Raw genomic sequence first — 14,085 nt, forward strand, 5'->3', positions numbered from 1 at the left:
GTTCTACAACCCGTTGCGCCGTCACTCCCGGCTGGGCAACCTCAGCCCCGCGACCTACGAGCAGCAGCTCACGACACAGAACGAGGTGTCCGGCTAACGGGTGTCACTTCAGTCATGTGGTGCTGGGCTCAGGACCGTACGCCCGGGTGGAATGGTGCGTGTCCGGCGACTTTCAGCGTCGTTCTGATCGCTCCTCGTCCTGCTCCGAGCCGGACGGCGTTGGCCAGGTGCAGGCGCATCCCGGGGAGGAATCGGTGCGTCGGCGTGGCGTCGCAGGCCATGGCTACGAGTTCCTTGACCTGAGCGGATACAGCGCTGGTTCGCCAGGGGACGGCGCAGTAGGCGAAGAACGCTTCGTAGGCCTCGGGTGAGTGCTCGAGCAGAGCGTCGAGGAACCCGGGGACTTCGCGTTCGAACTCGCGCCAGAAGGGGCTGTCGCCTGGAAGGCGGGCTCTTAGTGCAGCGCGGGCCTCATCCGGCGGAGCTTCCGGGGCTCCCCGTTCGCGCAATACCGCCGACAGCTGCCGGGAGCCGACCATCAGGGTATGCACACCGAGACCGGACACCACGACCAGCGTCTCGTGGATCTGGGCGGGGGTGACACCGGCGTCGAGGGCGGTGCGGATCGCGTCCTCGGTCCCGGCCGGGTCCAGGGTGCTCACCGAGGCGTGCACGCCCAGTGTGATCAGTGCCATGGCCTCGGACCCGAGTGGCGCCCCGTCCGGCACAGCTGTCAGGAGCTCTTCCGCGACGGCTCGGATGTCGGTGAGCTCGGTCGCGTCGTGGGGTCGGTCCGCAATCTGTCGGTTCACTTGTTGCTCCCGGCCTCAGTGAGCTGGGACTGTAGATCGGCGACTCGGGCACGCAGCTCGTTCTTGTTGATCTTGGTGGCGGATCGCGGCCACTCGTCGGCGGTAATGAAGTGCACCGCTCGCGGAACCTTGTAGCGGGCGATGCGGTCGGTGCAGAACTCCATCAGCTCGGTCTCGGTGGCCAGCTGACCGTCCTTGAGCTCGACGAAGGCTACGGGCACCTCGTCCAGCCGAGGGTCGGGTCGGCCGACGACCTCGACCCATTCCACCGCGGGGTGCCGGGCGAGGAAGGATTCGATCTCTACTGCGGCGACGTTCTCACCGCCGACCTTGAGCATGTCCTTGAGTCGCCCGTGGAACGCGACCTGCCCCTCGGGGGTGAAGCTGTAGAGGTCTCCGGTGTGCAACCAGCCGTCGGCGTCGAGGGTACCTGCGGTTTTGGCGGAGTCCCGGTAGTAGCCCTCCATGATCGAGTAACCGCGGACGAGGATCTCACCGATCACACCGGGGCCGACATCGGCGCCGGTGTCGACGTCGACGATGCGGATCTCCATGCCCGGGCACGCTTTGCCCTGTGCACGGGCACGTAGGTCGACGTCGTCGTCGGGGTCGCTGATCGCATAGATGCCTGCTGTCTCGGTCATTCCACAGGCCGCGACCAGTTCGCACTGAGGCAGCAGGGCCTGTACGCGCTCGAGCAGCACGCTGGGCCCGATGAGGAGAAGCGAGCGTATAGCTGACAGCGCGGTGGCGTCGAAGTCGGGGTGGTCGAGCAGCGGTTGTATGAGCGCGGGGAACCATGGGAACGCGACGGTCACGCGCTCGCCCGTGAGCAGGTCGAGCGCTCGGGCGGGGTCGAAGTGCACATCGGTCACGAACGTCCCGGCTGTGCCGATCACGCCCAGGAAGGGGGCGAGCGTGCCGATGTGGAAAAGGGGGCCGGGTGACCAGGTGATGTCGTGTTCACCGGTTCCGAGGCGAAAGCGAGCTCGTTCGACCGGTCCCCGGGTCATGGCTTCGTGAGTCAGGACGCAGCCCTTGGGATTGGCGGTCGTTCCGGAGGTGTACATGATGGCGCCGGTGTCGCGCAGCCGCACTCGCGCCCGGAGCGCCTCGATCTGGGCGGGATCGATGCGCTCCGCGAGTTCGTCGAAACGCGATCGCGGCAGAAACCCAGGGCTGGATTCGCCTGCCAGCAGTATCGCCGCGCGGAGCCGGGGCGCCTCGGGCAGCTTCAGCTGGGTGGGGTCTGGGGCGTGTGCCAGCGACGGGAGGCCGGCGCGCAGGGCACCGGCCAGGTCGCTGTACTGACCGTCCACGTCCGTGGTCAGCAGGGCCACGACGTCGCCGTTGTCGATCACGTGGCCGAGTTCTTCGGCGCGGTGACGGGCGTTGAGCGGCACCACGACGGCGCCCAGAAGGCTCACCCCGAAGAACGCCTCGACGTACTCGAGGCCGTTCGGGGCGAGCAGGGCGACGTGCTCGCCAGGCCGGACCCCCGCTGCGAGGAGTCCACGGGCGACGTGCCGGGCTCCGGACAGCAGCTCGGCGTAGCTGACCCTCAGGTGGGGCAACACCAGCGCCGTCCGGTCAGGATGCTCGGCCGCGGAGCGGACGAGCAGGTCACCGATCGGTGAGACCTCCACCCAGCGTGCCGCCCGTGCGCCTGTAGCACTCATGCGTTCCTCCTGCGGTCATACATCTCGCGAAAATGGGAATGCCGTGGAGTCGACGTAATAGCGTCCCCGGCTGGGGGGCGGGGCGAGGCTATTTCAGTCAATCCCGGTGGTAGGGTTCGTTCATGGGAACTCCCGCTCGGCGCCCTCCTGAGTCTGCCGGAGGAAGCGGGTTGTCGAAGCGACGACGAAGCGCCCGGGTCGAGGGCGGGGCCGCGTACCATGCGAAGCGCAGCGAGCTGCTGCAGATCGCTGGCGACGTCTTCAAGGAGAAGGGTTTCGAGGCGGCCACTCTGAACGACATCGCCGCCCGCTTCGGCACCGACCGTGCAGCCATCTACTACTACTTCGCCAGCAAGGACGAGATCTTCCAGGAGGTCTTCCAGGCCACAGCCAAGAAGGTCCTGGACGAGAACCTCGCCGAGGCAACCCGCATCGCTGGCTTGGACATCACCGCTCACGAGAAGCTCCATCAGCTGATCCATCTGCAGGTCACCTCCTACGAGGCGAATTACCCCTACGTGTATGTCTACATTCAGGAAGACATGGGGAAGGTGGCTTTCCAATCCACTCCCTGGGCTAAAGACATGGTCCGCAAGACCCGCCGATTCGAACAGATCGTCGCTGACATCATCACCTCGGGAATGCGGGCGGGCGAGTTCCGGTCGGATCTGTCGGTGCCGCTGGTAGTGCGGACATTGTTCGGGATGGTGAACTGGACTCATCGATGGTTCAAACCGGGGGACCGGAAGTACACCGCACAGCAGACCGTCGACACCTTCTCCGCCATCTTCTTCGACGGCCTGCGCCGCTCCTCGTGACTGGTGGCGCAGACCTGCCCGTCAGGCCATCTTGGTCCGCTTCTAGCGGCCGGTCCAGACCGGTTTGCGCTTCTCGGCGAAGGCCGTGATGCCTTCGAGCTGGTCCTTGGTGCCGGCGTAGGCCTCGATGGGTTCGTACCGTGTGGTCAGTGCCTGCTCCAGCGGCATGCCGAGCCCGCGCAGCGCCGCGTCCTTTGCGGCCTGCACCGCGAGGGGCGCACAGCTGATGATCTTGGTTGCCCAACGGTCCGCGGCGGCGGGGAGTTCGTCGACCGGCACGACCTCGTTGACGAGGCCGTAACGTCCGGCCTCTGCCGCGGGTAGCCGGTCTCCGGTGAGGATCATGCCCATGGCGATGTGGTGGGGAAGCTGTCGGATCGCGCGGTGGATGATCCCGGCCTCGCCGATGATGCCGGCCTTGACCTCGGGGATGAAGAACTGGGCGTCTTCGGCGGCGACGATGATGTCGGCGCACATGGCCAGTTCGAAGCCGCCACCGATGACGTAGCCGTGCACTGCGGCGATCAGCGGGGTACGTAGGTGATATTGCGGGCCGCCGACGCCGGTCAGTCCGCCACCGAGTGCCATGCGCCGGTTGCGGTCGGTGCCGCCGGAGACGTCAGCACCGGAGCAGAACGCCTTTCCTGGTGTGGCGTCGAGGATCGCGACCCAGATCTCCGGGTCGTTGTCGATCTCGGTCCAGGCCGCGGCCAGCGCGTCGTCCATCGCGGGGGAGATCGCGTTGAGCGCCTTGGGGTTGTCGAGGGTGACGCGGGCGACGTGGCCGTCCTTGGTGAACGTGATGCTCACTCGTGTCCTCCGGTAGGTGTGCGGAACTCGGCGATCGCCGACTTGAGGCCGACCTCGCCGATCCATTCCCGCAGCTGCAGCACTGAGGGCGACAGGTGCAGCAGGGCGTCCATCTCGGGTACCTGGGCGGCGGCGGTGCGTACGCCCATGGCGTCCATCGTGCGGTTGATCGAAAGCTTCTTGATGCGCAGCACGTCGGCCGGGATCTTGGCCATCTGTGCTGCCATGGCCTCGACGGTCGAGACCACCTGCCCGGATGGGACGGCGTGGTTGGCCCAGCCCCACTCGACCGCTGTGCGGCCGTCGATCGCGTGGCCAGGCAGGAAGGCCAGCTCCTTGGCTCGTTTCGGGCCGACTAGCGGCGCCCACAGCGGCGCGATGTAGCCACCACCCAGGGGCAGCGCCGGTTCGCCGATCCGGGCGTCGTCGGCGACGATCGTCATGTCGCAGAACACGCACAGCTGGGTGGCGCCGGCGATGCAGTAGCCGTGTACCGCGGCGATCACCGGTTTGGGGTGGTCCCAGATGGCCAGGTAGCGGTCCACGTTGCGGGCCAACCGTTCCCGGTCCGCGACGGGGTCCGCGGCCTTGGGCGTGCCGACCTGGTCGATGTCGTACCCGGCGCAGAACCCCTTGCCCTCGCCGCGGATCCCGATGATCGGCCCGCCGGTGGTGGCGAGCCGGGTAAGGGCGTGGCTGAACTCGTCGAGCATGTCGTTGGACAGGGCGTTGGCCTTGTCGGGTCGGTTGAGCACGATCCAGGACAGCGAGCCGGCGTGGTCTATCCGGATGTTGCGGTAGTCGGGGAGCGTGTCCGACTCGGTCATGCCCGCCCGATCGGGATCTGCTTCTTGACGTGGAAGTCGACGACTCCCGACGCGCGCAGCTCGCGGCGGGCGAAGCGCCACTGGCCATCGACCTTGACCAGCTCGTCGTGGTACTGGCCGAAGAAGTGCCCGTCCGGGCGGTCCTTGGTGTACTTGTGCCACGCGTAGAGCACCGAGCGCACGGTCGCAGTGGCCAGGTCGGGGCCGAAGTCCACCACGATGTTGGAGACGTGGTGGCTGGTGGCGGCGAAGAAGCTGCCGATCCCCGACAAGGTTTCTCGGTACGCGGCTCGGCCCTCGGCGCCGAAGTCCGGCCCGTAGGCGACGTAGCAGTCTTCGGTAAACAGCTCCGCGATCTCGTCGGGGTGGTTCATGTCGAGGTGGAAGGCGTAGTCGAACAGCAGCCGGTGCACTTTCTCGGTCTCGGCCAGTTCGGCCACGAGCGCCTCGGTTGACTTCTCGGTCGTCGTCACGAACTTCCTCCGGGTCGATGATGGAGGGGCTCTCGTGGTGCGCCGATCAGGCTCCGTGCAGCCACGGTCACTGCCCCTCTGCGAGCGATCGTGCTCGGCAGACTATCTACAGCCATGTAAACGGTCAACGCTCAGACTTGATGAGTCTGCAACGCATTGTCGCAGTTCAGGAACTTGGTCGGGGCGCGTTGACAGTTTACGTTGACGTAGATAGCTTCGTGGTCGCGATCACGACGAGGCGCTCGGAGCGCCGGATGACCTCGAAGGAGAGGCCTGCATGATCGATCTTGACACCGTCAGCGGTGACCCCCTGCAGCTGCGCAGTGTGTACGGCTGTTTCCCCAGCGGGGTGACCGCCGTGTGTGCGCTCTCGGGTGGTGGACCGGTGGGCATTGTGGCCAGCTCGTTCACCTCGGTGTCGATGACGCCGGCGCTGGTGTCGTTGTGCGTGCAGAACACCTCGACGACCTGGCCCCGGTGGCGCGAGCTGCCCCGGTTGGGGGTGAGTGTGCTCGGGGAGGACCAGGACTCAGCGGCCGTACGGCTCGCAGCCAAGCAGCGGGATCGGTTCGCCGACCTGGCGTGGGAAGTGACCCCGGGCGGGGGGCTGCTGGTGCACGGTGCCGTCGCCTGGCTGGAGTGCTCGGTGCACATGGAGGTCCCGGCCGGGGACCACTCCGTTGTCCTTCTCCAGATCCACGGTGTGCGGGCCCGCCCCGACCGGGCGCCGTTGGTGTTCCACGGCAGCCGGTTCCGACAACTGATGGCGGTCTGAGATGGAGACGATCGAGCAGGCCCTGGCGGAGCTGGCTGTCGGGCGACCGGTGGTGGTGGTCGATGGCGAGGACCGGGAGGACGAGGGTGATCTCATCGTCGCTGCCGAGGCGGTGAATCAGTCGACGATGGCCTTCCTGGTGCGCCACACCTCCGGGTTCGTTTGCGTCGCGCTCCCTCATCAACGCTGCGACGAATTGGATCTTCCCCCTCTCCATCCGGTGGGCCAGGACTCCTTCGGGACGGCCTACCGGGTCACTGTCGACGCCGCCGATGGTGTCGGCACCGGCATCTCCGCGCGGGATCGCGCCCGGACCGCGCGACTGCTTGCCTCAGGATCGGCTCACCCAGGCGACTTCGTGCGTCCCGGGCACGTGGTCCCGCTCGCCGCTCGTCCCGGTGGGGTTCTCGAGCGTGCCGGGCACACCGAGGCCGCGGTCGACCTGACCCGGCTCGCCGGTCTGACTCCCGTAGGGGTGCTGTGTGAGATCGTCAGCACCCGCTGGCCCGACCGCATGGCGCGTCGCCCGGAGCTGGTGGATTTCGCCGCTGAGCACGGCCTGGCGATGATCAGTATCGAAGAGCTGATCGCCTACCGACGCCGCACCGAGGATCAGGTCGAGCGGGTCGTGGTCACTGGGTTGCCGGCACGCGTCGGCGACTGGCGCGCCTTCGGCTACCGCAGCCTTCTCGATCAGGGCGAGCACCTGGCCCTGGTGACCGGCGACCCGGCCGGCGCCCAGGTCCCGGTCCACGTCCACGTCGAGTGCGTCCTCGGTGACGTGTTCGGCTCCCGTCACTGTAGCTGCGCCGCCCGGCTCGACGCCGCCATGACCGAACTTGCAAAGGCGCGCCGCGGCGTCCTGATCTACCTGAGGCCACCAGCTCGGTCGGTCCACGTGGCCCAGCTCCATGACAAGGCACCGTGCCGTGATCTGTGCGAACCCCCGGGGGGCTCGTCGATGGTCGCGATCGCAACCGCAGTCCTCAACGACCTCGGTGTCCGGTCGATCCGCCACCTGCACAACCCGGTCGCGTTGCGGGCGGCCCTGGATCGCGTGATCCCGTCCACCTGCACGGGCGCCACCGACGAAGTCGCCTGAGCCGCCCATCCTGCCACGAGGAGGAGTACCGCCCTGTGAAGTTCAGTCTCATGCAAACCGGCGTGATCGGGCGCCGCCACGAGCTCGAGGCCGGCATGGCCGGTCAACGCCCAGAGCTCTACCAGCGCTTCCTCGAGGAAATGCGCGGCTACATCCAGCTCGCCGACGAACTCGGTTACGACGCCTACTGCTCGCCCGAGCACCACTTGCAGATCGAAGGCTTCGAGATCACCAACCACCCCGGCATGCTGGGAGCCTATGTGGGTCTGCACGCCAAGCGGCTGAAGGCTGGCCTGCTGGGATATGTCCTACCCACCCACAATCCCGTGCGGGTGGCCGAGGAGATCGCGACGCTGGACCACATGCTGCAGGGCCGGTTGATCGTGGGGTTCACCCGCGGATATCACGCTCGCTGGGTCGATGCCTACGCTGCGATCCGCGGGATCGGCGCGACCAACGTCGCTCACGCCAAGGCCAAGAACGAGCAGGACGCGATCAACCGGGAGATCTTCGAGGAGTCCGTCCAGATCGTGAAGAAGGCCTGGGAGAACCCGATATTCTCCCACAAGGGCAAGTACTGGGAGTACCCACCCGAAGGCGGCTCGGCGGGCCACCCCGGCTACGCCGAGTTCGGGGCAGGCCAGGACGAGAACGGAATCGTCCGCGAGATCGGCATCGCCCCGCGCCCCTACACCGATCCCCACCCCAAGCTCTACGGTGCCTTCGCCTACTCGATGCGCACCGTCGACATGTGGGCCCGCGAGGGCGGCAAGCAGATCGTGTTCGCCAACGACCTCGACTTCTGCGACGCCCTATGGAACCGCTACACCGAGACCGCCAAGAAGGCCGGCCGCGACGTCGCCCGCGAAGACGTCGGAGCCTGGGGCGGATTCCTCATCCTGACCGACTCCAAGCAGGAGGCGCAGGAACTCGAGGCCGAGCACCGCTGGTTCTGGGACAAGTGGTTCATCCCGCACGGCCAGCAGTTCCCGAACGTGCTCATCGGCACACCCGACGACATCTCCCGCCAGATCGAGCAGGCTCATGACCGTCTCGGGTTCAACGAGTGCTTCCTGATGTTCGGCCAGGGGCACCTCGAACCCGGCAGACAGAATGAGGAACTGGTGCGCTTCGCCGAGCAGGTCGCGCCCCGCTTCTCCAGCAAGGCACCCGACGGAACCCTCGTCTAGGAGGCAACGATGCCCAGCACCGACGACAACAAGGCAGCGGTGACCCGGTTCCTGGAGATCTTCTCCGAAGGCAACCCCGACAAGACCCTCGCCGCACTCACCGACGATGTCACCTGGTGGGTGTCGGGCAGGCTCGACGGGATGTCCGGCTCCTACGACAAGGCCGGGTTCGGAGCGCTGATCGGCGGGGTGGCCGACGTCTACGCCGCCCCGCTGCGCATCACACCACGATCGATGGTCGCCGAAGGCGACTCGGTCGCCGTCGAGGCCGACTCGTACGCGGAGCTCAAGGACGGCCGGGTCTACAACCCGCGATGCCACTTCCTGTTCCGTGTCGCGCCCGACGGGCGCATCGCCGAGGTACACGAGTACCTCGATACCCAGCATGCCAAGGACATCTTCTTCGGCGGCTGACCCCACCTGAACAACGACGTCCAGCAACGAGGAGAGCAGATACCCGATGGAATCCGGACTCATCCACATCCCCTACATGCGCCCGGAGCGCAGCTCGCGCCAGACTTTCGACTGGGCTCTGGCCAACGCCCGGGAGGCCGACAAGGCCGGCTTCACCGAGTTCATGGTGGCCGAACACGCAACCCAGAAGTGGGAGTGCATCCCCACCCCCGAGCTGGTCATCGCTGCCGCCGCCCCCCAGACCGAGCGGATCAAGTTCGCTCCCATGGCCCACCTGCTGCCCCACCACCACCCTGCCGACCTTGCCATCCAGGTCGGATGGCTCTCCCAGATCCTCGAGGGCCGCTACTTCCTCGGCATCGGAGCGGGCGCCTACCCGCAGGCGTCGTACCTCCACGGGATTAAAGACCTGCAGAACAACCCTAAGCGCGTCCGTGAATCGCTCGAGATCATGGAGAAGATCTGGAAGCGCGAACCCTTCTTCTACGAGGGTGAATTCTGGAACGCTGGCTACCCCGAGGAGGTCGATGACGGCCTCGGACACGACGACCACAAGCTCGCCGACTACAGCCCCTGGGGCGGCAAGCTGGACATCGCCGTCACCGGGCTGTCGGTGAACTCGCCCTCGATCCGGTTCGCCGGTGAGCGCGGGTTCATGCCGGTATCGATCTACTCGGGTTCATCGATCCTCAAGACACATTGGGAGACCTACGAGAAGGCCGCCCTGGAGAACGGGCACGTCCCGGACCGGTCGCGCTACCACGTCTCGCAGACCGTGTTCGTCGCCGACACCGACAAAGAAGCCAAGAAGCTCGCGATGGAGGGCGGGATCGGGTACGCGTTCGAGCGCTACCTGTGGCCCATCTGGGAACGGTTCGGAATGCTCGAGGGCTACATGAGCGACGTCGGCGCCACCAAGGCCGACGTCGACCTCGAATGGATCTGCGACAACGTCTGGGTCGTCGGCTCCCCGGAGACGGTGATCGACAAGCTCAACAAGCTCTACGAGTTCACCGGCGGCTGGGGCGTACTGCAGGTCGAGACACACGACTACATGGACGACCCGTCGCCGTGGTTCCAGTCACTGCAGCTCATCGCCCAGGAGGTCGCGCCGAAGATTCAGCTGCCGTTCAGCTCTACAGGCAGCGCGTGACCACCCGTCCTACGTGACGTCGCGCGGGCCGGGTCGGGGTTTGGCCCCGGCCCGCGCGGACTCACGGCCGTTACCCCCCACTCGTACGGGAGAGCACTCCACCGCGAGGTGGGTCGCGCGGCGCATGCGTCATCAGCCGATGGGGTCGACGACACTGCGACACCCGCGGGCCACACAAGCCACCCCGGCACCGTCAGGTCCCCCACTGGTCCTGGCTCAAGACCCCGCTTGTCACCCGGCCTCGTCCGCGTCCCGTTGAGCACACTATGGACCCCGGAGAAAGCGATATGACCAGCAGTTCGGCGTCTGGGACCTCGGAGACGCTCGACGCCCGCGCGTCCCGGCGAGCGCTGCTCGCCGGGTCGATGGGCAACCTCGTCGAGTGGTACGAATACTCGCTCTACGGATACATGGCCCCGCTCATCGCGGTTCTGTTCTTCCCCACCGCCGACAGCACCGCCGGTCTCCTGGCCACTTTCACACTCTTCGCGCTCGCCTTCTTCCTTCGGCCGGTCGGCGCCGCCGTGTTCGGGCGCCTGGCCGATCGGCTCGGGCGCCGCCCTGTCCTGGTCTTGGTTATCACGCTGATGTCGACCGCCACCGCGCTGATCGGTGTTCTGCCGACCTACGCCGTGATCGGGATCTGGGCTCCACTTCTGCTGACGCTGTTGCGCATGGTCCAGGGCCTCGCCGGTGGGGGCGAGTTCGGCGGAGCGGTGTCGCTCATGGTCGAGTACGCGCCACCCGGCAGACGAGGCCTGTATGGCTCGTGGTCGTTCTTCACGACCGTGATGGGATTCGTGGCAGGAGCGGGCATGGCCACCCTGCTGATCTCTATCTTCAGCGAGGAAGCGATGCTCTCCTGGGGGTGGCGAATCGGTTTCCTCGTCGCAGCGCCCCTCGGACTGATCGCGCTCTACCTCCGGATGCGAGTCGACGAGACCCCCGTGTTCACCCGCTCCGCCCGACCCTCCAGCGAACCGTCCGCTTCTGTACCCCCCGCCGGCGGGCTTCTCAAACAGGTCGCCACGACCGTCGGCATCGTGGTCGTCTACTCCTGCACCGGTTACACCTTCATGGTGCTCATGCCGACCTACCTGTCGGACACGCTCGGGATGCCTCTGGCCCAGTCCTACCTGCTGACACTGATCAACGGGTGCGTCGCCGGGCTGGTGATTCCCTTCGCCGGAGCGTGGTCGGATCGCGTGGGCCGCCGCGCAGTCATGCTGACCGGCACGATCGCCACAACCGTCCTGTCGTACCCGCTGTTCCTCATGCTAGGCAGTGGCTTCGGCCCGGCACTGCTCGCGCTGATCATCGCGGGTGGGCTCATTGGCTTGGTCGGCGGCCCACTGCCGGCGCTGCTCTCCGAACAGTTCCCGACCCGGACGCGTGTCACCGGGGTGTCGCTGGCCTACGCGCTGTCGGTTGCCTTGTTCGGTGGCACCGCGCCTTTCGTGATCACAGCGATTGTGTCCGCGACCGGCACCTCGCTAGCCGCGGCCTACTACACCATTGGCTGCAGCCTGATCACCTTGGTCACGCTCCTGTCGGTCCGGGGCCGCACATCCCACCTCGACCCGCTGCAGGACTGATCATGCCGACTTAGTACTCCAGCCGCACGTCGTTAAGTATGTCGTCCGCGGCGTCGGTAGTGGCTGTCGCGGGCTCGGTGTTGGTGACGGCGACGCCAGATCGACCAGGCCCAGCCCAGGGCCCGGGCGGGGATGTGGATCAGAGGTGTCAGGAGACGTCGGAGTTCGGCGAGGGTGAGCGGGATGAGCCCGCTATCAGGTCTTTTGGGGCGATTGCCGCGGTGACCGAGAGGTAGGCGTGGGCGAGCATCGCAAGGGTGATGTGGCGGTACCAGGCGTCGTAGCGACGCACCTGGTAGTGGTCGAGTCCGACCTCGTTCTTCGCGGTCTGGAAGCACTCCTCGATCGCCCAGCGCGCGCCGGCGACTCGAATGAGGTCGTCGTCGGTGGTGCCGAGCGGTCCGGCGCACAGGTAGTAGGCCAACTCGGGGTCCTCGCCGGCGGTGATCTGTGCGTCGGTGAGGATCTGGCGGCGCATCAGCAGCCAGCGCCCCCATCCGGCCGGGGCGTTGTCGGGCAAATACAGCGAGGCCACGGCCCAGTCGTAGAACCGTTGTCCCTTCACATCCGGACCGGCTGAGCGGCGCTTCCATGCCCGTTCGGGAGCGCGGGCGACCAGGTCGTCGGCCCGTCGTGAGCCGCTGAGCTGGGAGATGTCGGCGTCCAGGGACAACGGGATGGACTGACTGCGCGGAACCGCGACGACGTATCCGATCCGGCGGTGCTCGCACCAGGTGCGGAACTTGTAGTCCTGCCCATATGCCTCCTCCGCGGTCACCCACGCTGCGGGGCCCGGCACCGGGCCCGGTCACCGGTCCAGGGCTTCGGCAGGTACAGCTCGCGGTCGATCAGCGTGCAGCCCTTGCTCGTGGCATAGGTGCAGAACACCCCGAGCTGACAGTTCGCCACCCGCCCGGCGGTGCCCGAGTACTGGCGCTGCACCCCCGCCGACTTCGTCCCCTTCTTCAAGAACCCGGTCTCATCGACGATCAACACCCCACTGGGACTCGCCGAGGTGCTCCACGACGTAATCCCGCAGGTCGTCGCAGACACCGTCGACATCCCAGGTCGCGGAATTGAGCAGCCGCTGCATCCCATCCGGGGTCGTGTCACCGGTGTGCAGTGAGCCAGGCCAGGGACCGCTCGACCACCCAGCGGCGCGGGAGGACGGCGAATCCGCGCTGCTCAGGCGGCTTGCGGACGACCTCGACCGTCGTCTGCAGGATCGTGGTCGCCCAGGCGAGCAGGCGTCCGGCGAACCCGGCATCGACATAGACGAACCGCACCCGGGTGCGCAGGTAGAGCTCGAGCAGGATCGGTTTGGCGCCGTCGCGGTCCTGCACCGAGACTGAGCACACCATGGTGGTGAGCAGCAGGCCGAGGGTGACCGTGGGCGATGAACCGCTTCCGCCCGTTGACCTTCTTCCCGGCGTCGTCGCCGCGGGTGTCCTGTCCGACGGTGTCGGCGCCGGCTTCTTCAACGGCTCCTCGGAGTAGGGCCAGCCGATCCCCGCCGCGACCACCGGCCCGGGCAGCCTCGGCCACTGCACCAGCAGGGCGCGCACCTGCGGCTCGTAGGCGTCGGCGACCGAGCCCCGCGCCACCCTCTGATACTTCGGCGCCCCGTCCGAGCGCAACGCCGCCCGCACCGTGTTCCGGGCGACCCGAACCGCCGAGCGATCTCCTTGATCGGCACACCCTCAGCCAGGTGCAACCGACGGATCTCCGCCCAGTCCTCCACGTTCAACACCTCCCCAGCGTCAGGAGGGGTCAAGATTCCCGGAACGCCCGGGGCCAGAGTTCAGGATCCGATGATACCTGGGGCCGACTACCGCTGAACTGGGCAGTCCGGGCAGCCTCAGCTCTCGGCGCGTAGGTCGACGCTGTGCCGGCGGCCCGTCACCACCCCGCTGAACTGCGGGACGCAGCTGAACTCTCGAAGGTGGACTACCCGGGGGTCGGCCGGCCACGTGGGGACACGCCCACGGCAACTTCCGGAGCCGTCGACGAGTTCCATGTACGGCCGCGTTCACCGCGGTGAACACCCGGCTCGAGGCGCAGGAGCAGCGCACCGACGCCCGCTTCGACGCCGCGGAGTCGACGCTCGCCCGGGTCCTGAGCGGCTCGACCGCGACCAACACCGGATCGGCTGCCCCCACGACGGACCGGTCTCGCGCGGCGGGGTCGGCGCGGTGTGGAGTTGCGGGGCGACGACTCGGGGACACCAGGTCGGGTGGAGTCGATCATGGCCGCCGGCGGGTACGGAGAGGACGGGTTGTGTGAGCGAGCGGGGCGAGACGGCACCGACCGTGTGGGCACGAGCCCTCGCCGCCGGGGTTCCCGAGGAGCGGTTGCACCAGCACCTCCGGCGCGGCGCCGTACTGCTCGACGGGTCCCGGTGACCGACCTGGACACACCGGCGCCACCGGGGACGCGG

14 protein-coding genes and 2 pseudogenes are annotated in these 14,085 nt (G+C 67.3%); 8 read left to right on the forward strand and 8 right to left on the reverse strand.

Translation table 11 applies throughout. From position 1 onward, the window contains the following. Window positions 1-128 precede the first annotated feature (128 nt). Both AB0J24_RS27780 and AB0J24_RS27785 read right to left on the reverse strand, forming a co-directional pair. Window positions 129-695 carry a carboxymuconolactone decarboxylase family protein gene (locus tag AB0J24_RS27780; RefSeq protein ID WP_358686758.1) on the reverse strand — a complete coding sequence of 189 codons (567 nt, stop codon included), beginning with the start codon at window positions 693-695 and terminating at the stop codon, window positions 129-131. A 113-nt stretch (window positions 696-808) separates the two neighbouring features. Beyond that, window positions 809-2,458 carry an AMP-binding protein gene (locus tag AB0J24_RS27785; RefSeq protein ID WP_358686759.1) on the reverse strand — a complete coding sequence of 550 codons (1,650 nt, stop codon included), beginning with the start codon at window positions 2,456-2,458 and terminating at the stop codon, window positions 809-811. A 203-nt stretch (window positions 2,459-2,661) separates the two neighbouring features. Here AB0J24_RS27785 and AB0J24_RS27790 point away from each other — a divergent pair, with 203 nt between their 5' ends. Next, window positions 2,662-3,309 carry a TetR/AcrR family transcriptional regulator gene (locus AB0J24_RS27790; RefSeq protein ID WP_358686760.1) on the forward strand — a complete coding sequence of 216 codons (648 nt, stop codon included), beginning with the start codon at window positions 2,662-2,664 and terminating at the stop codon, window positions 3,307-3,309. A gap of 42 nt (window positions 3,310-3,351) precedes the next feature. On the opposite strand, the gene AB0J24_RS27795 is transcribed toward AB0J24_RS27790, so the two are convergent. The 3 genes from AB0J24_RS27795 to AB0J24_RS27805 are packed head-to-tail and all read right to left on the reverse strand — an operon-like array spanning window position 3,352 to window position 5,419. Beyond that, window positions 3,352-4,119: an enoyl-CoA hydratase-related protein gene (locus AB0J24_RS27795; protein WP_358686761.1), complete on the reverse strand. Its 768-nt coding sequence runs from the start codon at window positions 4,117-4,119 to the stop codon at window positions 3,352-3,354. Further along, complete coding sequence (locus AB0J24_RS27800) at window positions 4,116-4,946, reverse strand: enoyl-CoA hydratase-related protein (RefSeq protein WP_358686762.1); 831 nt, start codon at window positions 4,944-4,946, stop codon at window positions 4,116-4,118. The genes AB0J24_RS27795 and AB0J24_RS27800 overlap by 4 nt, the downstream gene beginning before the upstream one ends. Further along, the gene (locus tag AB0J24_RS27805; RefSeq protein WP_358686763.1) at window positions 4,943-5,419 is read right to left on the reverse strand and encodes a nuclear transport factor 2 family protein; all 477 of its coding nucleotides are present in this window, start codon (window positions 5,417-5,419) and stop codon (window positions 4,943-4,945) included. The genes AB0J24_RS27800 and AB0J24_RS27805 overlap by 4 nt, the downstream gene beginning before the upstream one ends. Before the next feature lie 277 nt (window positions 5,420-5,696). On the opposite strand from AB0J24_RS27805, the gene AB0J24_RS27810 reads away from it, so the two are divergent. The 6 genes from AB0J24_RS27810 to AB0J24_RS27835 all read left to right on the forward strand — a co-directional run bounded on the left by AB0J24_RS27810 (window position 5,697) and on the right by AB0J24_RS27835 (window position 11,648). Beyond that, on the forward strand, window positions 5,697-6,194 hold the full coding sequence (locus tag AB0J24_RS27810) for a flavin reductase family protein (protein ID WP_358686764.1): 498 nt from the start codon (window positions 5,697-5,699) through the stop codon (window positions 6,192-6,194). A 1-nt stretch (window position 6,195) separates the two neighbouring features. Beyond that, window positions 6,196-7,296, forward strand: coding sequence for a 3,4-dihydroxy-2-butanone-4-phosphate synthase (gene ribB, locus AB0J24_RS27815; RefSeq protein ID WP_358686765.1), 1,101 nt, complete (start codon window positions 6,196-6,198; stop codon window positions 7,294-7,296). Window positions 7,297-7,331: 35 nt separating this feature from the next. Next, complete coding sequence (locus AB0J24_RS27820; RefSeq protein WP_358686766.1) at window positions 7,332-8,486, forward strand: LLM class flavin-dependent oxidoreductase; 1,155 nt, start codon at window positions 7,332-7,334, stop codon at window positions 8,484-8,486. A gap of 9 nt (window positions 8,487-8,495) precedes the next feature. Further along, entirely contained in the window at window positions 8,496-8,900 is a 405-nt protein-coding gene (locus tag AB0J24_RS27825; RefSeq protein ID WP_358686767.1) for a nuclear transport factor 2 family protein, read from the forward strand. A 46-nt stretch (window positions 8,901-8,946) separates the two neighbouring features. Beyond that, entirely contained in the window at window positions 8,947-10,053 is a 1,107-nt protein-coding gene (locus AB0J24_RS27830; RefSeq protein ID WP_358686769.1) for an LLM class flavin-dependent oxidoreductase, read from the forward strand. Window positions 10,054-10,340: 287 nt separating this feature from the next. Continuing rightward, entirely contained in the window at window positions 10,341-11,648 is a 1,308-nt protein-coding gene (locus tag AB0J24_RS27835; protein WP_358686771.1) for an MFS transporter, read from the forward strand. A 148-nt stretch (window positions 11,649-11,796) separates the two neighbouring features. On the opposite strand, the pseudogene AB0J24_RS27840 reads toward AB0J24_RS27835, so the two are convergent. The 3 genes and pseudogenes from AB0J24_RS27840 to AB0J24_RS27850 all read right to left on the reverse strand — a co-directional run. After that, window positions 11,797-12,753: pseudogene (locus AB0J24_RS27840) on the reverse strand (transposase); the annotation flags it as partial. Window positions 12,754-12,757: 4 nt separating this feature from the next. After that, complete coding sequence (locus AB0J24_RS27845) at window positions 12,758-13,129, reverse strand: transposase (RefSeq protein WP_358686799.1); 372 nt, start codon at window positions 13,127-13,129, stop codon at window positions 12,758-12,760. Continuing rightward, a pseudogene (locus AB0J24_RS27850) lies at window positions 13,121-13,398 on the reverse strand (helix-turn-helix domain-containing protein); the annotation flags it as partial. The gene AB0J24_RS27845 and the pseudogene AB0J24_RS27850, both read right to left, overlap by 9 nt. 529 nt (window positions 13,399-13,927) lie before the next feature. Here AB0J24_RS27850 and AB0J24_RS27855 point away from each other — a divergent pair. Continuing rightward, window positions 13,928-14,050 carry a hypothetical protein gene (locus AB0J24_RS27855; protein WP_358686772.1) on the forward strand — a complete coding sequence of 41 codons (123 nt, stop codon included), beginning with the start codon at window positions 13,928-13,930 and terminating at the stop codon, window positions 14,048-14,050. The last annotated feature ends 35 nt before the right edge of the window (window positions 14,051-14,085 follow it).

The organism is Pseudonocardia sp. NPDC049635 (genome assembly GCF_040659795.1).
GTDB lineage: Bacteria > Actinomycetota > Actinomycetes > Mycobacteriales > Pseudonocardiaceae > Pseudonocardia.